The organism is Peribacillus deserti (assembly GCF_016909175.1).
Taxonomy (GTDB): domain Bacteria; phylum Bacillota; class Bacilli; order Bacillales; family DSM-1321; genus Paraperibacillus; species Paraperibacillus deserti.
On sequence record NZ_JAFBFI010000013.1, the window covers coordinates 72,310 to 94,495 of the forward strand.

Consider the following 22,186-nt stretch of genomic DNA (forward strand, 5'->3'; position numbering starts at 1 on the left):
TTCGAGACAACCAAAAGCGATTGGGATATGCAGAAAAGAGAGAAAGGGATATGGGTGGCACCATATCTGTCCTGGCGGACTTTATTTGTGCTGTTTGTTTTTTCCATCGGGAGGTGGTGTTGTATATGGCACAACAGGATTACTTAGTAACATCATGGCAAGCATTACTTCAGATGATTGTTAATCTCTGTGGCAAGGGATACTATCATTATCATTTAACAGAACTTCCAGTTTCTAAACAATCAAAATGGGGAGAGATTGATAAAAAAATTATTAAAAAGTATAAAACAAATAAATCGAAGTGGCAGCGGCATAGGATAAAAGCCAAAGGCGTTGCTAACTTCTATTATCTTCGTTGGCAAAATATAATGGTTATCTTACATACCCAAGGCTCGGTTTCTGATGAGATTGTTTATGATGATAGATTTAGTGATATACGACAATCACCGATTTATTTAAAAATCAGCGAAATGTCGGCTTTTCGGATACAACTTACTAGAGAGCATAAAGTTAGGGTTTACTTAACGAAAGACACTTATAGGGGATTGAAAGATATCCTTTATAACGCTTCAAAAACAGGAAATATTTATAGAATGGCACAGACATTTAATATTATTAATGGTTTTCCTGCGTATTCTGGAATAATTGAACAAAAAAAACGACTAGCTAATTATTTGATTTCTCAAGCTAAAAGAAACAATGTCCATCTGTCATGGCGTAATTTACGGTTTAATACCAAGAAGAATACAGTGCCAAATTTTTATCGATAACAGTTAGTATTATTAGAGTTCAAACATTACATTGAAAAATCGCAGCTTTTTGCTGCGATTTTTTGTTATTAAAATATTTTTCTACGATAATTATTACTATTTAGTTTTGCTTAGTAAGCATAACAGAACTATTTCTATATTTCGTCAATATTTAATCTATATTAACTCTATATTAACTCTATATTTAAAAAAATTGACTTAATTTGTTTGTCAATATAACTGGAATACACAAAAGAATTCATTAAATTTATCATTTTTTGTCTAAAAATAGAGTTGAAAAATAATAGCATTATTACTCCTTTTGACATTTTTCACTATTAATAAATGTTTTAATTGTACGTGAAAGTTCTATTCAAAAATAATTTAGAAGGAGTTATAGGAAAATGAATACATCCAATTTAACTTTTTTTCAAACCCTGAAGCCATTTTTAGATTTAGAAAAGGTCGACTATGAAACAAACATTTCCCCCCACTTCATCAATGCTTATCCGTCTCTATCTCTTTCATACTTTTTATTCCCTTTTATCGCTAGATACAAGGAGTCTGATTATTTTGTAAAATTTTCATTATCAATTTTGGAAGAGTTTCAGCATTTGGACCATATTGAGAATGTGGATAAAGTAACATACCAAAGAGATTTATCAAAACTTGAGGATAGATTAAAGGAGCTCTCTGTCAAAGCGACATTCGCAAAGTTTACGGAACAACTAATGAGGGATTTATGATGAGGAGGGTGTTTAAATCAAAGAAAATAATGCTATCCCTAATGATGGTTTTCCAAATCGAGCCTAATTCATCAACAGAAAATAAGAGTTATACATCAGACGTTGATACATCTAAAAAACAAGACAAAGTACCTTTGAACTTTCCCTTATGGAAAGTAGTATTGTTCCATATTGTTGCACCTATTTACTTTTATTATTTTGAATATAAAGAACAAAAAGACAAAGAAAGGAAAGATAAGAAAAAAAACAATAAAGATAACTCTGACGCAAGAGGAGAATTCTCCTGTGATGTAGGCAATACTGGAAGGAATTCATAACTCTGTTTCTAATAGGAACCTGATTACTTCTATAACCCAATTAGTGAGTACATCTAGACTTTTTATTAGCATCGATTTTATCAACCCTTACCATATCGAAGATAGTCATTGAACGGCTACAAATAAATGAGTGGAATGGATGGTGCGTTAAATGGGACATTATATTTCCGCATATGATACAGAAGGAAAAGAAAGAGCAGCAATAGGATATTCGGTATGGGATTCTAATGTGAAACTTCTATATAAAGCTTTAGGTCAAAGAGAACTGGGTCCTGATGATTGGAGTGGAGATAATAGCGAGGTGGTATTTTCTCATAAAGAGATTTTCGCTGCGGTTAAAAGGATAGAAGAAAGTGAATTTTTTTCAGAAGTCCAATATGACGAATTACATCCTTTGATTCGTATATTTACTGAAGTGCAGCAACCAACTATCGATGTAGAAAAGGAAAAAGGAAAACTGGAACAGTTTTTAAATGGTTGTTTAGTTGTAGCTGCCATGGAAGGACAAGTAAAAATAAACTTCGGTTAAAAGGTAGTTTGTTCAATAGGGATGGATGGGATTGCGAATGAAAGGTTCATTTCAGGCGAAAGAAGTTAAAACAAATTATGAAGGTGCAGCTACCATAACTATAGGGGTTCATTTTTATTATCAGGAGCATGACGAAATCTACTTCGGTAAACTTGATACTACCTTAGTGAAGGGTGAGTTCTGTCAAACTTTGATACACGTTACACCTTCGATTATTAATTCGAATACGAAATTGATTGATTTACAATTGAACATATATAAAGAGGAAGTCATTCAGAAGCTTCGATTTTCATTCGAAGACATAGTCTTGAACCACATGAATAAGCACAGGGAATTGCATCCGTATCGCATTGGTTGGTTAGTGGGTTAGTGTTTATTCTTAGGTCTAGTGAGGTGTTAAAGTGAAAAAAAAACGTGTCTTTGCTGCGGTTATAAAACATTAACAAGCGATGCTTTAGAAATATGTCCTATATGCTTTTGGCAGGACGACCCCGCCTGTTGGGATGATGCAGATGCTGTCTGGGAGGTAAATGGTATTTCATTAAAAGAGGCACAAAAAAACTATATAGAGTTCAGGGCTTGCGAAAAAGTAGTTATCGACCTTGTTAGAGCTCCTAATGATAATGAAATAAAAGACCTGAAGTGGAAGCCTTCAATTTAATGGAATGTACTCGACATAAACGGAGCAACTACGTGCAACTGGGTCAGAGTCCCTTCAGGGGCTCTTTTTGTCTTTGTAGAAAGTACATAACAGTAAAAAGAAAGAACCGTTTTCCTCACCAAGCAGGTGCCCAAGACGGAAACGGTTCTCTTCTCCCAAATCTTGATTAAATATTTGACCAACCAATCTTATCCATTATCCTAACTTTATGCTTATGAAATGGATACTATATGTTATAACCAACCTGGCTCAAAAACTTACTCTCGTTGGGCTGTTTCAACCATATTTTTTTTCTTTAAATATTGCATCTACAATATCCTCTAAAGAACTATCGTAATCAATTAAGTTGTCCGAGTCTAATGAATCTTTTATTCCTAGAGTAAAAGATTCTGGTATTTCACACATCTCATATTCATACTTTTCAAACTGAATTCTACTCATATATCGCTTTCTTTTTAAAGTCTGGGTAATTAAACCTAACTCTGTTAACCCTTTAATATCCTCACGCAGCTGCTTATCATCTCTAATCCCACATCCAGATGCAATTTTACTCATAGGAATCTGCGTCTTCATTTCCTCACCTCGAGCATTACTCATCAAAAATGCATAAATTAATTTTTGATTTGCATTTAGTATATGGCTCCGTAAGATTATATAGTGAAGTAGAAAAAAGTTTCCTTCCGTGTTCATATTTTCTCGAGTAAACAATTCAAATAGTAAAGGGTTCTTTTTATCAACATCTACCAGTTCTGCTTTGGTTAATCTATTAGTTATAGATTTAATAGTTGGTGTAGTAATCCCAAAGTATTCCCTTACTTTTTTCGTTTTGGCATATGATAAATGACTTGGACTATCTTGACATATTGAACTTAGATAAATATACATCATTCTATCCGTTTTTCTTAGACCTTCTTTTTGAAACAGCCCCTTGCTTACCATGAAAAAATCCTTTTCTTTAAAAGTAATCATTTAATTAGTCTCCTTTTCATATGATGACAGTTAATTTTATCGAAATTTTTGATTTTCCTTTTTTATTTTTTAAAAAAATCGGGAGGGAGGATTTTTAAAATACGGAGGACTCGAGGAAAAATTGGGAGGGATAATACATAAAATTGGGAGTCACACACAAAAAAAGCGGTGGGAACAAATAATATATATACTTTTATCAAAATGCTATTTCAAAAATACATAAAAAAATACTTTCAATAGCATTTTTTGAAATAAAAACCTCACTTGGAAAGAGCTCCGAGTGAGGTTAGTATATTATTATTTTATATTAAGTTTTTCTTTCCAGCTATCTATCAATACATTCATACTATATTTTTTATAATCGTTTGAAACCTTGCTAGGAATAAGAAGTTCTTTTAAACGATGCCCTTTTGGCTTCCTTCCATAGGAATATTTATAACGATTCCTGGTTATACAATAGGCATAAAAGAGCTTATCGACCAAGTCCATCTTATATTTTGGAACGAGTACAGCAACATTACTATTTGGCACAAACTCAAAAGTTGAAACATATGAATAAGTATGACTTCCTTGGCCATCGGTTGATACATACAAAGTCCCTTTTGGAAAGATATACTTATCACTAATTTCAGCTTTATCGACAAAGGCATCTATAGATGTACTTTGATTTTTTGAAGGTCGAATATAAGGAATGAAGTTAGAATTTTCCTTGCTTTCATATCTTTTGACACTAGATGAAGCAATTCCATTATAAACATGGAATAATTGTTCCACCTGCACGTACTCTTCATCAAGCACAGATAACGGCGGCTTTTCGTCAATATCATCCTCTTCAGCTGTAACCAAATCAGCTAACATATCAGTCAGCATATTAGTCACATTGTTATGGTATACCCATTCAGGAATATCCTCTTTAGCAGGAATTTCTAAAGTTGATAATGTTGTATTTGCTTGCCGACCATAGCTGTACTTAAATTTATTCTTTCGAAGAGATAAGCAGTAAAATAATTTCTCTTCAGTAGTCAAATCTATTTTTGGAACTAAATAATATAGGTCTCTTCCACTATAAAACTCTGAGGGCTGTAAGTATGTCGACATAACAGTACCTCCAGCAGCTACTGTTATAGTTCCGCCTGGTATAGGACGAATGTGCGGCAATCTTTTCACTTTCGCAGAGACTCCATTATTCTTTTCAGTTCTTGATACAAAGTTAATTCCATTAGGGTCAATTTCTAGCTTGTTTAACTCTAAATTCACCCCATATTTAACGTCAAAGTAATCATTTAGCTTAACCATGGTTATCACCTTAAGATATATCCTTTAAAGAAAATAGTAGGAAACTTTTTAATGTCTCCTCGAACTCTAATTCCGTTAAGGTAGAATAATCCGTATTAAGATATGCCTCAGCTGTCCACTCATCTTCAGCGGTCACTCTTTTTAATAGACTTTGACCTTCTACGGGTTCCCTATCTCTAAATGAGCTTACCCAGGAGGATTTAATTTCTTGCCATTGTTTTTCGCTATCTACTCTACCATATTTCTTGTTTTTTACAAATCCATCGTTTCTCCAATAGCCGAAAAATGTCTTCTTATTTGATTGTTCGTGAGGCTTATGAGCCGTAAAAACCATGATACAAGTTACAGTACTGGCTTTAGAATCATAAAACAATTCTTCTGGCATTGAAAAGACAGCTTCTAATGTGTGCTTTTTTAATAACTCTTTTTTAAGAGGGTCATTTATTGCACAGCTAATTGGCACAATGGCTATACAAGTAGATAATGGTTGAAGAACCTCAAGGTTATTAAGTACAAATTTTAATTCCCTTGCATCTTCCTTTTTCTTTGCGTATGGAGGATTTAGGAAACCAACATTTGGTTTTAACAATTTAATATCCTCTGCCAATTCGAAGCAGCTTCCGTAGTGAATATTAATAGTCTTCACACCACGGATTAATAAATTAGATACCGCCAATGTAAACATATTAGAGTTTGCTTCAGCACCTATCAAATTTCGGTATACTTGTTCCTCTTTGGCCGAATTTCCCTGACACAGTTCAATCATACGTTTCATTGCACTAATAGGAAAACCCGCCGTTCCTGTGCAGTTATCATAGATTATAGAATTCTCATTGACGTTAGCAATATCTACGAACAACTCTGTAATATGCTGCGGCGTAAGAACTATTCCTAACGATTTATCTCCATTTGCGTATCGTAAAAATTCAGCGTAAAACTTCCCTAGAACATCATAATATTTATATGTCCTAGTAAATCCTTTAACATTCTTTTCAATATCTTCAATTAAATCTCTTAATACAGTGTTATAATTTCCTTTTATTGCATCTTCAGAGATTATTTCTTCGGTTTGTGATGGGATATTTATTAACTTATCACTCGCAAGAACAGAGTGGGTGTTAATAAAACCATACGATTGTATCATGGTGTTCTTTGCAAATCCTGATATCTTATTTTCATCAAGCTTCTCAGAAATAGTTGTTACCAAGAATTTGGAAAGGGTACTCGGTACAGTTTTCTTCTTATATGAAGCAACAAATGCTGCATCCTCTAAAGCCATTAAAATTCCGCTCACGAGTAGCGGCCTTTGGCTTTCCGAAAGGTCTATATCTCTTAAGTGCTCATTTAACTTCCTGGAATAATCTAATAACTGTTCGTAAGATTGTTTTTCTTTGTCTTCATCGTACAGATAAAGTCTTAAGTAATCATTAAAAGTCAGCAGTTCCGCTGTCGACAAGGCTTTAGCTTTGGGCTGACCTTTCAACTGTAAAAAATGGCTGACATTTAGTTGTTCTTCTGTAATTCCACTTACAGCGATACTCAAGACGTCGTACTCCTTCGATAAAAACGACGAATATAATAATACTCCATCTACTGCATATTCACCATATTGGTCACCTGTTTTACTCTGGTGTTTTAATATATCCTTCTTACACTCCACAACGATAAGTAAATCCGAATTAGGGGACGGAAAAGTGACGATAAATTCTGGTTTACCATCTCCGTTTCCTTTTTTAGATGCGTTCTTTAATAATTTCTTTATTTTTTCAATTTCGTTGTATTGTGGCTGAGGGTAGATTGTTACAGATTGTCCTGAACTTAGTCCTTTGTGTTTCCTAAAAAAGTCATAAACTATACTTTCGGTAAGACGTTCACTCATTGAGAAAAACATCCCTTCGTATTGTATTTCAAAAAAACTACAGTGGAGTTTTGTGATATTTCAATCATACCATTCAAATTTTTGTTTTTCAACTACAGTGGAGTAAAAAATAATCTTCTTGAAACAAATATTTTAGCGTTTTTTTAGCTATCATTCGGATTTTAGATTATAATTTGAAAGCAATATGCTAATATCAAACTTCGGAGGATGCAATGGAAACTAAAAGAGAGTGTATCGGGAGATTTACTAATTCGAAATCCTTGAATATAGATTTGTTTATTAAATATGATAAGACATATCATTATATGGTTGAGGAACGCTGGAGAGAGACAACTCAGAAAAATTACTATACCTTCGGGGATTTCAATTCAATAGAAGAATTACTTCTAGATATCAAACATAGAGTAAGTAAAGAGTTCTCTAAATATCCTGTCGAAAATATTAATGAAAAGATAGAAAGCTCTTTAGTGGGAAAAAACTCATCTTTAAATAATCTCTTGGAGGCAGCCTTATCAAATATTGCTTACTTTGATGCAGCAATCTAAGAAAATAATCATCTATGACATAATTTAAAATTATGTCTTTTTTTTGTAACCAGTAGTAAAGAAACGATTACACCTTTTTCAACTATTCTCGAATAACCAAAAAATGTTGAAAAGGGACAGTAAAGGCTGTCGCAATGTTTAAACCACCCACTTTAATATGTTAACAGATGCTACGTTAAAAGCACCTAATGTCCCAAAATACTATATTTCCATAGTTAATGTCAGGAAAAAACCCTTGAATTAGGCGACTATAATTTCTGATAGTTAACGATAAACCGCAGCTATAAGAAATAGCCGTGACACTAATGTAAGTACCGTAGTTTTATCAATCATAGTTGTCACCAAAAGTTTGTAGTTTCTAGGGAAATCCTGATGGACTAACTTTACTTATTTGCCGTTCCAGTTGCCGTACTTTCCGTTTCATTAGGATGGTATCAATGTGTGTCTTTCGCAAAAATATTCTATATAAGAGATAGTTTCTTTATTTGCTAAACAATCAAACCTCTATGTAAGTTAGTTTCTTTTAGAGACCATTTGAGGAGGAATACTACAACATTACCGTTCCACCGCTAGTTGAAAACTTTAGCTTTTAAATAGAACCTACGTTCGGTATAATTATACCAAATACTAAAAAAAGAAAGTACAATGTCTTATTAGAAAATAATCACGCTGAGGAAGCTTATAAGCAGGGAACATCGTAACTACATAAACAAGAAAAAGAGGTATAGAGCATGAAAAAAATAGAAAAACAATCCGTTACGATATGGAATTTGTTTTCTCTCCAAAACGCAATTATTACTTTCCTCATTACAGGGATTACCTTTTTCTTTTTTGAGGATGTTCAGTGGGTTAGAAAAATACTAGTGATAATTGTTATTTGGGCACTATACACTTTTATTACTGACCTTATAGCTCACCATTTAACGTATAACAACGCAGCATATGAGCTAACAGATAATATTTTATACATTCAAAATGGTGGGTTTTCTCGCCATGAAAATACCATTCCGTTGAACCGCATCCAACATGCGGATATTGAGCAAAGCTTCTATTCGCGTTTTTTCGATTTATATGCCTTAAATATTTATACGGCTGGAGCTAATCATACGATTGAATACATAAAAAGAGAAGTAGCCGATGACCTAAGAAACAAAATCACTCAAATCAATACAAAGGAAATGGGTCTTCATGAATAATAAAAGAGACCATATTATAGAATTTCTTTACCATAATTATAACAATATCAAAAATCAACTATTCCCAATCTTAACTTTTATCATTTCATTCTTTAATGCTCACAGCAAATATAAGCCTCTTATCTTTTCAGGGTTCGTTTTAGTTGGGGGTGTTATCGTCGTATATTCTTTCTTAACCTGGTATAACAAAATGTATTCTTTTAAGGAAAAAATGATAGTATTTTCTGAGGGTGTATTCAAGAAACGAAGAAATGATATCCCTTTTAAAAATATCCGTTCCATTAATACATCTGATTCTCTAATTAAACGGTGGATGGGTATATCAAATTTAAATATCGAAATGATTGGCGGGGAAAAGGTGTCTTTTGTTCTGAGCAACCGAGAGATACAGGAGCTAAAGTCAAACATTTTTTCTGGTATTGAATTAAAAACCCGTGGGTTGCATTCCGCGAAATTTAATGCTTTAGAATATCTTTTACTTACAACTTCAAACATCGGTCTTTTTTTAACATCCTTATCTATTGGTCTATGGGGGGGCGGATTTGCACTGGACCACTTTGCCGTTGAGTTAGGTCTCGCTACAGAAGCTGAAAAGTTAGCCCTAGAACAAGACACCACAGGAATGTGGGAAAAGTTGCAACAAACATCTTGGTCTGATGTTAACGCCGATGTATGGCTAGGGGCTTTAACGTTTTTGGCTGTCATAGTAGTAATATCATTACTATTAACGTCGATTTTGGTCTACCTAACATATAAAAACTTCTCAATTAAAATTAGCAACAAGGAAATTGAAATTTCCTACGGAGTGATTAATAAAAAGCATTTCCATATATCTCATATCCATATTCGGTCTATACGAATTATAGAACCGCTATTGTATCGTAAATTTGGGTATGCTCAAATTAAAGCGGACAATATAGGCCTCAATGATAAAGCAAGTAGAACACTCTTTATTATGCCTATCGTTAAAAAAGAAAAAATTCCGTTGATATTGAAAGACTATACGCCTGATTTTACCGAACAAATTGTCACCATGCGACCTGACAGAAGCACGATTCCTATATTTATTTTCCGAAGTGTCTGGGGAGTCTTTGTGACTTTTGCAGCCTTAACCATTATTACTAATTATGCTGCGTGGGGGTTTGTCCTTGTTCCACTTTGGGTTATTTATGGATACTTGAAATGGAAGCATAGTGGATTACATTTCAACGATAGATATATCACCACTTCATTCGCTACTCGACTAAATAAAACTACACTCATTACGCTAAAAAAATATGTTGAATCAACAGGTGTGGGTCAATCTTTTTTAAGTAAAAAAACACACAAGGCAGATTATAGCTTTGCAGTATACTCTGAAAGGTTGGAAGAAGTGTACGAAAGTGACCTGCTTGATGAAACAAAAAAAGATGAATTTCTCAGTTATCTAGTTATGGATACTTCATAAAGATAAGATAGGGAAAAGTTCATGATTCGGAATTCGCATCCTAAAATTACAACTTACATTTAAAACAAAATTAAAACACAAGCTGGTAGCTTCTATTTTCTAACTATATTTTATTATCTAATCTAAGCGAAAAGTGTCCCATTCCACTCTCTTCAGAATCCACTACAAATGGTTCAAAAGAGGCTGCGTTCGCAGCCTCTTTTATTCGAAATCAGTTTACAATATCTTTTTATATTAATTTTACCTATTGGGGTCCAAAACGTAAGCATAACCTAAATAGCTTATTAAGATATCATTCAGCTTTTGAATTCTATCCCAATCATCAACTGTAAACTCTCGAGTATCAATAGGAAAGCCTCTAGATTTAATCCAATCATCTCGACGTTCTGTATCTTTTTCTTTTGAGTGAACAATTTTATGTCTTAAATAATGAATAGCTAAGTAATCATCAAATACTTCCTTTTCAACAGGTATTCCAGCCGAAATGAAAGCATTATAGAGATTATCAACTTTTTCTTGATTATTTCTAGAAGTAAAATAAGAGCTTAATATATCTGTTCCATCTTCTTTTTTCCAACTGTTTAAAGATGCTTCGACAGCACCAACCATATTAACTATGAACATTCTACAAAACGCTGGCGTTACTAAATATTCGAAGCGTCCGTTCTGCAGTAACAAATTTCTAGCATCTACTAAATAGAGCATATCGTCTGAATATGTATCAATAAATTGTCTTCCCATAACCATCCCCCCTGTTTTATTTAATTTTACCAAATTTTACATTAACAAAGAAATTTATTATTAAATGAAATTTATTCTTGAAAATAGCGGCTGCTTTATTGGTAAGAAACCTTTTATAATAAATAAAAAAAGAGCAATTTTGCTCTTTTAGCTAGTTATTTCATCTATAATTTTCTTGGAAAGTTCAAGACTTCTTTTTTGCTTTACCATCACTTGTGATATGGTTCACCCCGATTAATCCGAAAAGCCCGATAAATCTGCTCGACTAAGATCAGCTTCATCAGCTGATGCGGGAACGTCATCCGCGAAAAGGACAACGCCTCGTCCGCACGCTGCATGACACTTTTGCTGAGACCTAATGATCCACCAATCACAAAGGCCACCTTGCTTTTGCCGTAGGTGGCCAGCTTATCAAGTGTATCTGCAAGTTCTTCGGAGGACTTCTGCTTTCCTTCGATGGCGAGGGCAATGACGTGCGCATCCGGGCTGATTTTGCCTAAGATGCGCTCTCCTTCTTTATCTTTGATTTGTTCCATTTCGATTTCGCTTAATGTTTCTGGTGCTTTCTCGTCGGGAACTTCTATTACATCGATTTTGGCATAAGGTGACATTCTCTTTATGTACTCCTCAATTCCCTGTTTTAAATATTTTTCTTTAAGCTTGCCAACCGTCACTATAGAGATATTCACAGTTTACACCCACTTTACAAACAAATTACAAACAAGATATCCACAAGGGTTATCCACATATCCACATTTTCTATCCACATGTTGTATGAGAATATTAGTTCGCCACTATATATATAGCTGGATTTTCACAATATTCACAGGTTGTTGATATCTCTTCTTCCGAGGATATTTCCTTTAAAAATGGGGCTACCTCGTGCTCATCCACCACTGTATCCAGGGCTATATCTACATGTTCTTTGCAGCAATAAATCATCATACCTCTCCTTTTCTAATGGTTTTCTTTTATACTTCCCCTAAATCTCTTCTATTTGCATTTATCCACAAATAATTTGTTATTTGGCTTTCATACCCAATTATCCACAAAAAGAATAGTACCACGAAAAGAAAAAGCAGGAAAGCTTATGCCTTCCTGCTGCCCATTTTATTAGAATGTATCGTTGCTGCTAAGATTCATGGAAACCTCTTGCTGCTTACCGTCACGGTATAATTTGATCTTCATGGATTGGCCAATTTTCTTTTTACCGAAAAGATGCTGTCTTAATTCTGCTACATCTTTAATTTTTTCTCCATCCATTTCGACGATTACATCAAATTCCTTAATGCCGGCTTTATCAGCAGGAGAACCCTGTTCCACTTGCACAATGGCCACGCCTGAGGTTACATCTCTAGGGAGCTTTAACGTATTCTGCTGATGATATTGTGAGATCTCTTCCACAGAACGAAGCTCTACTCCCATATATGGCCTGCGGACTTCTCCGTAACGTTCTAAGTCCTCAATAACTGGAATCGCCGTATTAATAGGAATGGATAATCCAATTCCTTCAACTGCCTGCTGAGCGATTTTCATAGAGTTAATTCCTATTACCTGCCCGGCAAGATTTACAAGTGCACCTCCACTGTTCCCCGGGTTTATAGCTGCGTCTGTCTGGAGGACCTCTGAGTTCCAATCCACCGTTCCGTCCTGGTTGACATCAATTTCAATGGTACGCTCTAGACCAGAAATCACTCCCTGGGTAACTGAACCAGAAAACTGAAGTCCAAGCGGGTTCCCAATCGCTAAAACAGGTTCTCCCGCCTTTAAGGCTTCAGAGTCCCCAAATTCAGCCACAGTCTTAACCTTTTCAGCATCAACCGATAATACAGCCAGGTCGGTCCAAATGTCACTTCCTTGCAATTTAGCAGGTATTTTAGTGCCATTTGAAAGAGAGATCTCTAATTTGCTTGCATTTTCGACTACATGATGGTTAGTTACGATATAAGCCTTATCGCCGGACTTTTTATACAAGACTCCGGAGCCGGTTCCAGCCTGACCGCCCTCTTCTTCCAAAAACCCTGACTGCTGAATATTGGTGATACCCACGACGGCATCCCCGGCTTTGTCTACCGCTTCCGTAACAGCTGTATTGACGTTTAACGAAACACTCTGCTTTAATTTAGACTGATCCCCATTATTCGTATTCGTATCAGCAACATCGCTTTTCTCCGAATTAAAGGAGGGTAGAGCGAATGAAATAATAAGTGCCCCAATGATGGCTCCAATTAATCCCGAAAAGAAATAACCTCTTCGGCTTCCTCCTCTAGATGTACTTCTTTGATAATCCTGGTCGTAGTACCCCATCGTTCAACCTCTCTTCCATAGAAATGCATAATACCCACTACCTGCGGGTTCTTTGTAATCCTAATTATACTCATTTTATTACAAAATTCTAACTTTAAGGCTGAGCAAATAAACTTGCTGAAATAAAAAAAGAATGAAGCTTCTCCTTCATTCTTTCCCTGCTGTTATTAGACACAAACAAGTTCTGTCGGAATTTTACAGTCTGTATCATAAATTTCGAATTGCTCTCCAACTCTGATTCCTCTTGTTTCAAGTGTCTGTGACACGGACATTCTTGCCAGTTCCTTCATATTGTTATCAAGGCTTAAATGGGCCAGGTAAAAGCGCTTTGTATTGTCTCCTGCTACCTCACTCATTGCGATCGCAGCATCTTCATTGGAGACGTGCCCTACATCACTTAATATTCTTCGCTTCGTATTCCATGGATACCGGCCCATTCTCAGCATTTGAACATCATGGTTGCTTTCAAATACATACATATCTGCATTTGAAATAATCCCCTTCATCCGATCGCTCACATAGCCGGTATCTGTAATCAGAACCAGCTTTTTTCCCTCGTGATGGAAGGTATAAAACATCGGTTCTGCAGCATCATGGGAAACTCCAAAAGATTCAATATCAAGGCTTCCAAAGGTTTTTACCGTTTCCATGTCAAAAGTAAACTTTTGTTCTAGCGGTATCTCTCCAATATTGCGTTCCATGGCCTGCCATGTTTTTGCATTGGCATAAACGGGGAGATTATACTTTCTTGCCAAGATTCCGAGCCCTTTAATATGGTCACTGTGCTCGTGTGTAACAAGCAGTCCTGTGAGCTTAGAAGCATCTCTTCCAATCTGCTTAAATAACAGATCCATTTGTTTGCCGCTTAAACCGGCATCCACTAAAAATGACTGTCCATCCGCTTCTACATAAATCGCATTTCCCGTACTCCCGCTGGCGAGAACACTAAAATGCATAGTCATATTATATTCACTCCATTTTCTTTTCATCTGGTGTAACTTGAAAGATTTGACCTTCTAATGCATTCACAAAGAAATCTTTTTTATTATCCAAAACAATGTGCCATGTGGGTGTAAGCACCTGGGTTGTTTTTACTGGCACCACCGTGTAGTAACCAAGATAGGCTTCTTTAATCTCCGTTTTTTCTTCGAGCTTTCCTTTATCAAAAAGTGTCTCAACAGCTCTAATGGCAGGAATGACCTCTTCCTTTTCCTTGAATTCCTCAATATTGTTAAGGAAGGTTTGGTTATAAGCATAAATCTGCTTTTGTTTGTTTAAAAACAGCTTAATTTCACCATTTTGGTTCATGAATAACGTTTTGCCTTTATACGTTTGAGACAAATTAATCGTACTACCTTCTTTGTTATATTGCCAGTACCTGTATTCAGTCCCGAACATAATATGTTCCCGGACAAACTTTTCAACTTCCTCTTTGCTGCCGGGATCATTTATTTTATAGGGTACTTTAAGGCTGGAATAAACAGATGAGCCATTATTAATTATCTTTTGATTTTTTAAAGCTGAGAAATCAGAGTCTTTAAACACCTTGCTTTTAGCAATAATATATTTCTCACTTAATTCTTCTCTTGGCACATTGTCTGCCTTAATTCCATTCTCTTTTAAACTGTCTTCAAATTTGGTTTCCGTTAATAAGTCAAATTTATAGGAGTTTTTCTTTTCTATAAACTGATAGATTAGAAATAAATCCAATACCAAAAACACAATGATGAAGATGGTTTTCGTTTTATTCCAATCCACTGATCTCGCCTCCCGGCTTTCCGAAAGGTACTCGTTTCCAAACTCCGGCATAACGATAATACCAGGCTGGTTCTAAACTAACGAGAACCTCGGTATCACGCTTTAATTCATACCCTATTCTGATATCCTGCACTAATTCCAGCTTAATGTTTTTGATGGCCTTCAATTCCTGAAGAACTTCTTCTCCATCTGCCATTTTGGCCTTTTCAAGTTCACTTGGCGGCATAGGAAAATCCAAGGTAAAAAAAGGCCTGCTATATTGGTAAACATCGTCTTTACCCCAAAATTGTACAATTTCTGTCATACCTGACTTATTAAAAACCGGCAGCCCGTCCACAAATAATCGAAAGGTAATTTTCTGATCTAGTGAATTAATTCCAGCAAACCGGTATCTATCTTCCCAGCCTGCATGGTTATTAACAAATTCAACACTTTTTCGCAGAAGTTCTGAGGAGGTTCCTTGAAAATTAGCATCCTTAGTATGATTTACATAATTAAGAGTCATAGTATCCCAATCAATGTTTAATACACTCAATCCATCCATAAAAACCTCGCCTGTAGTCACTGGATCGTGTTCTACGTAATTAGGATTACTAAAAAGTGCATCCTTAAATTTATCTGTGTCCAGAACAGATGTTTTATAGGTGTATCTTGGAATCTGTATTTCATTCCCCGGAAGAAAGACAGCCTGATTCTTAGAAATTACATGTTTGTCATAAGTACTGTCCTCATATAGGGCCGAAGCAAATCGGTAATAATTCTGATTAAAGTTCACCAGAGAGGCAGAATTAACCCGGGATTGGTATATTTTCCGGTCTTCATAAGAAATAAAGTATACTGGCGTATCCTTTTCATTTATGTTTTTCACATTAAACACGATTCGGTCAAAACTGCCCTTTGGCAGATTCTGTTCATTTATTGCCAGCACGGAATTGTACAGGTGAAGAGGAACTATTTCAGGAAAAATAATTTCCGTTTTCCCTTCACCATGGACAAAATGTAAAAACTCCTTTTCCGAGACGCGGTCTGATACATCATTGATATGATTAAAAGACCATTTAGAAATTTCTTTCATTACCTTATCAAGCTCTGTTTCACTTGAAGTTACAAAATGCTGCTTATTTTTGTGGAAGATGATTTCCATAGGTTTTACAATACTGCTTATGCTTTGTTGATTTTTAATAGAAACCTGAATAAATTCGCTTTGGTCAGCCTTTTCTAATTTTGGCTGATAAGCCCAGATACTATAGGTCAAGCCGATACTTATCAAGACAAGAAGACTTAAGATTATACTCTTATAGGTTTCAAGTCTCATGACCATTCATCCTCTTGTTCAGGGTCATAAGGAAGGCTGAAAAATATCGCTGTACCCTTTCCTTCCTCACTCTCTGCCCAAATTTTTCCGTTATGCGCAGTTACCATTTCCTTGGCTATCGCAAGCCCTAAGCCCGTACCGCCGAGCTTTCTAGAACGCGCCCGGTCCACTCTATAAAATCTTTCAAACACTTTTACCACATTCTCCTTGGGTATTCCCATACCCTGGTCTTTAATGCTTACTTCAATTTCATGATCTAATTCCCGTACACGGAATCTAATCTTTCCGCCCTCAGGAGAATATTTAAGAGCATTCGAAATAATATTATCAATAATCTGGGTAATCTTATCTTCATCAATCTCTACGAAAATCGATTTTTTTGGCAATTCTCTAACAAAGAAAACATTTTGGTCCTTTGACATTTCAAATCTGTCAATAATATGGTGGAAAAACTCAGTGAAATCAACCCAGCTTTTCGTAATTTTATAATCTTTACTGTCTAATTTAGATAGCTGCAAGAGGTCATTCACAAGACGAATCATACGCTCTGTTTCTTTTTGAGTGACTTTTAAGAAATTGGGCGCAATGTTCTCGTCCCGCCATGCACCCTCCGACAAAGCTTCTAAATAGCTCCGCATGGTGGTCAGGGGAGTACGAAGCTCGTGGGATACATTCGCCACAAACTCCCTACGTTCCTCTTCTATTTTTTCCTGCTCGGTAATATCATGCAGCACGGTAATTAGTCCATTAACAAAGCCAGTTTCCCGTTGAATAACAGAGAAATTAGCCCTTAAAATAAGATCCTTTGCTGACGTACTATTATCGAGAATGACAGATTCCGTTTCCTCTAGCAGATCCTCAAACGAATATTGATCCTCTAACCCAAGTAAAGGGACAATTTCCTGGCTGATCACTGTTTCACGTGAAACATTCAACATCATTGCTGCCTGTTCATTGATTAAAATAATCCGGCCTTTTCTATCGGTTGCGATGACTCCATCTGTCATATAAGAAAGCACCGAAGACAGTTTTCGCCGCTCTCCTTCAGTAGAAGACTGGGCATCCTGAAGCTTCTTAGTCAGGTTGTTAAAGGTAATAGCCAGCTGTCCGATTTCATCATACCCATACACTTTAACCTTGCGTGAAAAGTTTCCTTTTGCCATGGCAAGGGCCTGTCTTCTCATATCTGACATGGGACGGGTAATCGTTTGAGCAAGCAAAATACCTAATATGGCTGTGATTCCTAATGCAATCGCGGTTCCCGTAGCAAAGATTTTATTTATTTCTTTAATCTGTTCAAAGACGGTTTCTATATCCGCTTCTAAATAAATCGCTCCGATTGTCTCACCTTTAGATTTAATAGGAGAAGACAATATCCAAATTCTCTTTCCGGTTTTAGGAACAACCTTGACATCTTTTTGTTCCGTACCCTGCAGCGAGATTTTAATGATTTTATCTGTTGTTCTTTTGCCGACAATGCCGTCATCATCTGATTTGGACGTCCCGATAATTTTGCCGCCGCTGTCAATAACCCTGATTTCCTGGATATCCCCTGCTTTTTTATCCTTTAAAATTTCATTGATATCTTCTTCTACTGTCGTAGAATTCTTGTCTCGTTCCTTTACCATCTCTTCTTCTATACTGAAGGATAATATGTTTACCTGCTGTCGCAGCGAATTTTCAAAATTAGTTTTGAGTTTGTCTTCCAATCCATCCACAAAGTAAACTCCAATAATCTGCATCGCTACTAGAATGAGCAATACATAAATTAATACAAATTTAAGATGAATGGACCGGAAAAAGCCTACCTTTTTCATTCAAACTACTCCTGTTCAGGGTTGCGAAGGTAGTACCCTACACCGCGTCTGGTCACAATCCAGGCAGGATGGCTCGGATTATCCTCTATTTTTTCTCTTAATCGTCTGACTGTGACGTCGACCGTTCTTACATCTCCATAATAATCATAACCCCATACCGTCTGCAGTAAATGCTCCCGTGTCATGACCTGGCCGATATGTTTAGCAAGATAGTGAAGAAGTTCAAACTCTCTGTGTGTCAGTTCGATCGTTTCTCCTCTTTTAGAAGCAATATAAGCATCTGGATGAATCATAAGGGAACCGATTGTGATTTCCTTCGAATCGTCGTCTTCTGACCCCTGGTTCGCAACGGTTTGCTGCCTGCGGAGATTTGCTTTGACCCGGGCAATAATTTCTCTTGTGCTGAAAGGCTTTGTCACATAGTCATCCGCGCCCAATTCAAATCCTAATACTTTATCAATTTCTGAATCTTTAGCCGTTAGCATAATGATTGGAATATCGTGTTTTTTTCTTACTTCACGGCATACTTCCATACCATCCCGGCCCGGGAGCATAATATCCAGTAAAATTAAGTCAGGCGTGATTTCTTCTACCATTTTTACAGCTTCATTGCCATCATAAGCACAATGTACATCGAAGCCCTCTTTTTTCAAATTAAATTGCAGGATATCTGCAATTGGTTTTTCATCATCAACTACCAGGATTCTTTTATCCATGTTAATGCTCCTTTATACTAATCTCGTAAAAGATTGAAGGTTGATTTTTAAAGTTTAGTTTTTAATTGTTACATTTATATAATATATGTTCAGACATATGTTCTCTATTATAATTTATCACGATATAGAGACTAAAGCATCTTTTATACCTAGATTGGAAAGGGTTTACTATAAATATGGCAATCATGTGGAAATATTGGCAGTGTCGGCAGAAATTGCGGAGCTTTTGCATAAAAAGAGGCTGCACTCTCCCGACTTAGTTTGGAACTCTGGCAGGTCTAAATGACCCGATTTGATGGTCCGGATAACACCGGGAAGTGAATGAAGTATGATATAACTTTTATTGAATTAATTAGAGGTCCCGAACTTTGGAGAGGAACAATAGGTAGTTCAGTGAGGTTTTTTGAGATTTAGAGTGATTTTTTCGTTTTATATAGATTTCGGCTTTTTATCAGGATTAAAAACCCGTATTTAACCGCCGCTTCCCTGAAGATCTGTTTACGTTTATTTATATCTTGATATTAACATATATCATCCATTTAAAAAAAGCCTTCGGATTTACCGAAGGCTCAGAGTGTAGACAAAATCAATTTCAAACAAACTTTGTCGCGAAAAATGAGGTTTGTCAATTTATTTCTTGCATATATGGTGGCTTTTCTTAAAGTTAAGCACTATATATTGAGGGTTAAATATTATTAAAAAATAGCTGTCGACTTTGTCGACAGCCTGAGCCTTCGGATTTACCGAAGGCTATCGATGGATATAGTTTAGAGGATTTTTTAGCTTCCCATTTTGACGTATCTCAAAGTGCAGATGAACACCAGTGGAATGCCCAGTAGATCCCATAATGCCTATTTTAGAGCCAGAAGGAACAATATCCCCTTCTTTTACTGAAATCGAGTCCAAATGGCCATATAAAGTTTGAAAGCCATTTTGATGATCAATGATTACCTTATTTCCATAGCCATTGCTCATTCCAGCAAAAATTACAACTCCATTATCACTCGCTTTAATGGCAGGGTCTGATGGACCTGCAATATCAATGCCTTTATGGAGTTTTCCCCAACGGTACCCGAGCTTGCTTGTAATAAGGCCATCCACGGCAGGCCATTCAAAACTTCCCGTTCCATGAGATGGAATGATTTTAGTCCCTTTTTCCACTATTGTAGCAACCGGTTCAGATACGATCTCTTGAGATTTCACATTTTTTTTAATTTCCACACCGTTTTCAATTGAGACAACAGTATGTATTTCCTTTTCTCCGCTCTTTCCTTCTTGCTTAATATGAATTTTCCCTTTTGGTAAATTGCTGTTAGGAATAACCTTTTTAGCACTTGGAATGGTCCTGTTCTCAATAATTTCTTTATTGATGACTACATCCACAAATGGTTTTTCTTCCTCAACAATTACAGATTGTCCCTCTTCCAGCTTAGTCTTTTGCTCCAATGCTGGATTTAAGGCCACTAGCTTTTTGGTGTCTATCCCATTTTCTGATGCAACGGCAGCTAGCTTCTCCTCTTGTTTAACCTTATATATTTTTTCTTCCTTGCTGCCCTTATTTAATTTTTCAAGTGCTTTTTTTGAATCCATTATTTGAGAAGGTTTAACTTCGCTCTTCTCAATGCCAACTTCTTGTGAAAAGCTTATTTCTTTAATTTTTGTTTTACTTTCTGTTTTGCCCTTTTCGATCGCTTCTCTTTCCTCGTCAGTTAGATATTGATATTTTAATGCTTCGATCGTTTCCGCAGCTTCTTTTTTTTCAGGAAGAAAAACAACCTTCTTTCCATCTACTTCTATTGCATAGGATTTCGCTTCTATAGGAAGCTCCTTTAATTGTTTTATAACCTTCTTATCTTCTGTATCTGGAATTAAAACTGTTTCTGGCCGTAAGGATACTTCTTTATGAAATGCGAATGAAAAAGAAGGGTATTCCTTTTTGGCCTGTTTCACTTTATCAGTTATGGCTTTGTCCACAGCTTTGGCGTCTGAAACATTTCCAAGATGATTTCCTTTGTAATAAACCTGGTATTCAGTAGGAAGGATCTGGCCGAACGCAGCGGCTGCATGAAGAGATACAAAGAATAAAATTATAGTAAAAAACACCGCCCTCTTAAGCAGGGTTTCACTGATATACTTTTTAAGTATGAACATGAACTAATTCCTCCTGTACAGTTTCCCTTAAGGGCTTGCCTCTACAATTAGACTTTTATGTATTTAGAATTCTAAAGCACTATAAAATCTAACATACTTTTATTATTAGTAGGTAAAAAGTAATAGTTTTGTAACATAACTGTATAACCAGCGTCATTTTATTGGCAGAAATGATTCAACAGGCGCTAAAATTACCATTAAATTAGAAAATCCTTACTTGGTGATTCATCCAGAAAGAGGAATGAAGAGGTGAAAAGAGGAATAAAAAAAAGCCCTAGCTGGGCTTTCCTAAAGATGGCTCAGGACGGAATCGAACCGCCGACACAAGGATTTTCAGTCCTTTGCTCTACCGACTGAGCTACTGAGCCATATATAATATTGTTGCCTAAACTTAGGATTCAAGCAGATGCTCGATTTGTGTGCTGAAGCAGAAGCTTCGATGCTTATTCGGACGTGCTCTACCGACTGAGCTACACTGAGTTAAAAAATGGCGGTCCCGACGGGAATCGAACCCGCGATCTCCTGCGTGACAGGCAGGCATGTTAACCGCTACACCACGGGACCTTTTTTCTATTTAGTTTTCCAATTAGGAAATGACCCCTACGGGATTCGAACCCGTGTTACCGCCGTGAAAGGGCGGTGTCTTAACCGCTTGACCAAGGGGCCGGAAATGGTGAGCCATGAAGGATTCGAACCTTCGACCCTCTGATTAAAAGTCAGATGCTCTACCGGCTGAGCTAATGGCTCTCTATAATAATTTTATTCCGCTGATTAGTTCTAGTTAAAAAACTAAAAACCATTCAAGGATGATATTTCTTGACGACACTCAAGTCTCAGAACGTTTCTCAAGCAGCAGCTAGACTTGAGCGCTGAAGTAAAGCTTCGAAGCATATTCGTTCGTGCTCTACCGGCTGAGCTAATGGCTCTAAATGAAATATTACTTATCTCAGCGACGTTTTTAATATTAGCATAGAAACGTATTATATAGCAACTATTTTTCTAAAAAAATATTATTAATTATTTTTTTGTTATAATTAAAGAACTTAT

At 36.1% G+C, this 22,186-nt stretch carries 20 protein-coding genes, 4 tRNA genes and 1 pseudogene; 8 read left to right on the top strand and 17 right to left on the bottom strand.

What is annotated here, in order from left to right:
* The first annotated feature begins 125 nt into the window (after nucleotides 1–125).
* From JOC77_RS14270 to JOC77_RS14290, 5 genes and pseudogenes are all read left to right on the top strand, one after another.
* Entirely contained in the window at nucleotides 126–770 is a 645-nt protein-coding gene (locus tag JOC77_RS14270) for a hypothetical protein (protein WP_204544312.1), read from the top strand.
* A gap of 383 nt (nucleotides 771–1,153) precedes the next feature.
* The gene (locus tag JOC77_RS14275) at nucleotides 1,154–1,495 is read left to right on the top strand and encodes a hypothetical protein (protein WP_204544314.1); all 342 of its coding nucleotides are present in this window, start codon (nucleotides 1,154–1,156) and stop codon (nucleotides 1,493–1,495) included.
* Between the two features lie 8 nt (nucleotides 1,496–1,503).
* On the top strand, nucleotides 1,504–1,812 hold the full coding sequence (locus tag JOC77_RS14280) for a hypothetical protein (RefSeq protein ID WP_204544316.1): 309 nt from the start codon (nucleotides 1,504–1,506) through the stop codon (nucleotides 1,810–1,812).
* 151 nt (nucleotides 1,813–1,963) lie between these two features.
* Nucleotides 1,964–2,341, top strand: coding sequence for a hypothetical protein (locus tag JOC77_RS14285; protein ID WP_204544318.1), 378 nt, complete (start codon nucleotides 1,964–1,966; stop codon nucleotides 2,339–2,341).
* Nucleotides 2,342–2,765: 424 nt separating this feature from the next.
* Nucleotides 2,766–3,002 (top strand): annotated as a pseudogene (locus tag JOC77_RS14290) (CPCC family cysteine-rich protein); the annotation flags it as partial.
* Nucleotides 3,003–3,278: 276 nt separating this feature from the next.
* Here JOC77_RS14290 and JOC77_RS14295 read toward each other — a convergent pair.
* The 3 genes from JOC77_RS14295 to JOC77_RS14305 form a co-directional block, all read right to left on the bottom strand.
* The gene (locus tag JOC77_RS14295; protein WP_204544320.1) at nucleotides 3,279–3,971 is read right to left on the bottom strand and encodes a hypothetical protein; all 693 of its coding nucleotides are present in this window, start codon (nucleotides 3,969–3,971) and stop codon (nucleotides 3,279–3,281) included.
* A 297-nt stretch (nucleotides 3,972–4,268) separates the two neighbouring features.
* Nucleotides 4,269–5,267 (bottom strand): restriction endonuclease subunit S, encoded by a 999-nt coding sequence (locus JOC77_RS14300; RefSeq protein WP_204544323.1) that lies wholly within the window; start codon nucleotides 5,265–5,267, stop codon nucleotides 4,269–4,271.
* Between the two features lie 10 nt (nucleotides 5,268–5,277).
* A complete protein-coding gene (locus JOC77_RS14305) occupies nucleotides 5,278–7,146 on the bottom strand; it encodes an HsdM family class I SAM-dependent methyltransferase (RefSeq protein WP_204544326.1) in 1,869 nt (622 codons plus the stop codon).
* Nucleotides 7,147–7,358: 212 nt separating this feature from the next.
* On the opposite strand from JOC77_RS14305, the gene JOC77_RS14310 reads away from it, so the two are divergent.
* The 3 genes from JOC77_RS14310 to JOC77_RS14320 all read left to right on the top strand — a co-directional run bounded on the left by JOC77_RS14310 (nucleotide 7,359) and on the right by JOC77_RS14320 (nucleotide 10,334).
* Entirely contained in the window at nucleotides 7,359–7,691 is a 333-nt protein-coding gene (locus tag JOC77_RS14310; protein WP_204544327.1) for a hypothetical protein, read from the top strand.
* A gap of 731 nt (nucleotides 7,692–8,422) precedes the next feature.
* Nucleotides 8,423–8,887 carry a PH domain-containing protein gene (locus JOC77_RS14315; protein ID WP_204544335.1) on the top strand — a complete coding sequence of 155 codons (465 nt, stop codon included), beginning with the start codon at nucleotides 8,423–8,425 and terminating at the stop codon, nucleotides 8,885–8,887.
* Nucleotides 8,880–10,334 carry a PH domain-containing protein gene (locus JOC77_RS14320; RefSeq protein ID WP_204544337.1) on the top strand — a complete coding sequence of 485 codons (1,455 nt, stop codon included), beginning with the start codon at nucleotides 8,880–8,882 and terminating at the stop codon, nucleotides 10,332–10,334. The genes JOC77_RS14315 and JOC77_RS14320 overlap by 8 nt, the downstream gene beginning before the upstream one ends.
* Nucleotides 10,335–10,574: 240 nt before the next feature.
* Here JOC77_RS14320 and JOC77_RS14325 read toward each other — a convergent pair whose 3' ends face one another.
* The 14 genes from JOC77_RS14325 to JOC77_RS14390 all read right to left on the bottom strand — a co-directional run bounded on the left by JOC77_RS14325 (nucleotide 10,575) and on the right by JOC77_RS14390 (nucleotide 21,886).
* A complete protein-coding gene (locus JOC77_RS14325; RefSeq protein ID WP_204544338.1) occupies nucleotides 10,575–11,075 on the bottom strand; it encodes a hypothetical protein in 501 nt (166 codons plus the stop codon).
* A 209-nt stretch (nucleotides 11,076–11,284) separates the two neighbouring features.
* Nucleotides 11,285–11,764: a 23S rRNA (pseudouridine(1915)-N(3))-methyltransferase RlmH gene (gene rlmH, locus JOC77_RS14330; protein ID WP_204544340.1), complete on the bottom strand. Its 480-nt coding sequence runs from the start codon at nucleotides 11,762–11,764 to the stop codon at nucleotides 11,285–11,287.
* A gap of 94 nt (nucleotides 11,765–11,858) precedes the next feature.
* Nucleotides 11,859–12,017 (bottom strand): CxxH/CxxC protein, encoded by a 159-nt coding sequence (locus JOC77_RS14335; RefSeq protein WP_204544342.1) that lies wholly within the window; start codon nucleotides 12,015–12,017, stop codon nucleotides 11,859–11,861.
* Nucleotides 12,018–12,188: 171 nt separating this feature from the next.
* Nucleotides 12,189–13,382 carry a S1C family serine protease gene (locus tag JOC77_RS14340; RefSeq protein ID WP_204544344.1) on the bottom strand — a complete coding sequence of 398 codons (1,194 nt, stop codon included), beginning with the start codon at nucleotides 13,380–13,382 and terminating at the stop codon, nucleotides 12,189–12,191.
* 167 nt (nucleotides 13,383–13,549) lie between these two features.
* Nucleotides 13,550–14,344 (bottom strand): MBL fold metallo-hydrolase, encoded by a 795-nt coding sequence (locus JOC77_RS14345; protein WP_204544345.1) that lies wholly within the window; start codon nucleotides 14,342–14,344, stop codon nucleotides 13,550–13,552.
* Nucleotides 14,345–14,351: 7 nt separating this feature from the next.
* On the bottom strand, nucleotides 14,352–15,140 hold the full coding sequence (locus JOC77_RS14350) for a two-component system regulatory protein YycI (RefSeq protein WP_204544348.1): 789 nt from the start codon (nucleotides 15,138–15,140) through the stop codon (nucleotides 14,352–14,354).
* Complete coding sequence (locus tag JOC77_RS14355) at nucleotides 15,127–16,455, bottom strand: YycH family regulatory protein (RefSeq protein WP_204544350.1); 1,329 nt, start codon at nucleotides 16,453–16,455, stop codon at nucleotides 15,127–15,129. The genes JOC77_RS14350 and JOC77_RS14355 overlap by 14 nt, the downstream gene beginning before the upstream one ends.
* On the bottom strand, nucleotides 16,452–18,272 hold the full coding sequence (gene walK / locus JOC77_RS14360; RefSeq protein WP_204544352.1) for a cell wall metabolism sensor histidine kinase WalK: 1,821 nt from the start codon (nucleotides 18,270–18,272) through the stop codon (nucleotides 16,452–16,454). Before walK ends, JOC77_RS14355 begins: the two co-directional genes overlap by 4 nt.
* A gap of 5 nt (nucleotides 18,273–18,277) precedes the next feature.
* On the bottom strand, nucleotides 18,278–18,988 hold the full coding sequence (yycF, locus tag JOC77_RS14365; RefSeq protein ID WP_204544354.1) for a response regulator YycF: 711 nt from the start codon (nucleotides 18,986–18,988) through the stop codon (nucleotides 18,278–18,280).
* Nucleotides 18,989–19,738: 750 nt separating this feature from the next.
* On the bottom strand, nucleotides 19,739–21,139 hold the full coding sequence (locus JOC77_RS14370; protein ID WP_204544356.1) for a peptidoglycan DD-metalloendopeptidase family protein: 1,401 nt from the start codon (nucleotides 21,137–21,139) through the stop codon (nucleotides 19,739–19,741).
* A 295-nt stretch (nucleotides 21,140–21,434) separates the two neighbouring features.
* Nucleotides 21,435–21,507 (bottom strand) — tRNA-Phe (locus tag JOC77_RS14375).
* A gap of 120 nt (nucleotides 21,508–21,627) precedes the next feature.
* Nucleotides 21,628–21,703: transfer RNA gene (locus JOC77_RS14380), tRNA-Asp, on the bottom strand.
* 30 nt (nucleotides 21,704–21,733) lie between these two features.
* Nucleotides 21,734–21,805, bottom strand: a tRNA-Glu gene (locus JOC77_RS14385).
* A 5-nt stretch (nucleotides 21,806–21,810) separates the two neighbouring features.
* Nucleotides 21,811–21,886 (bottom strand) — tRNA-Lys (locus JOC77_RS14390).
* Nucleotides 21,887–22,186: the final 300 nt, after the last annotated feature.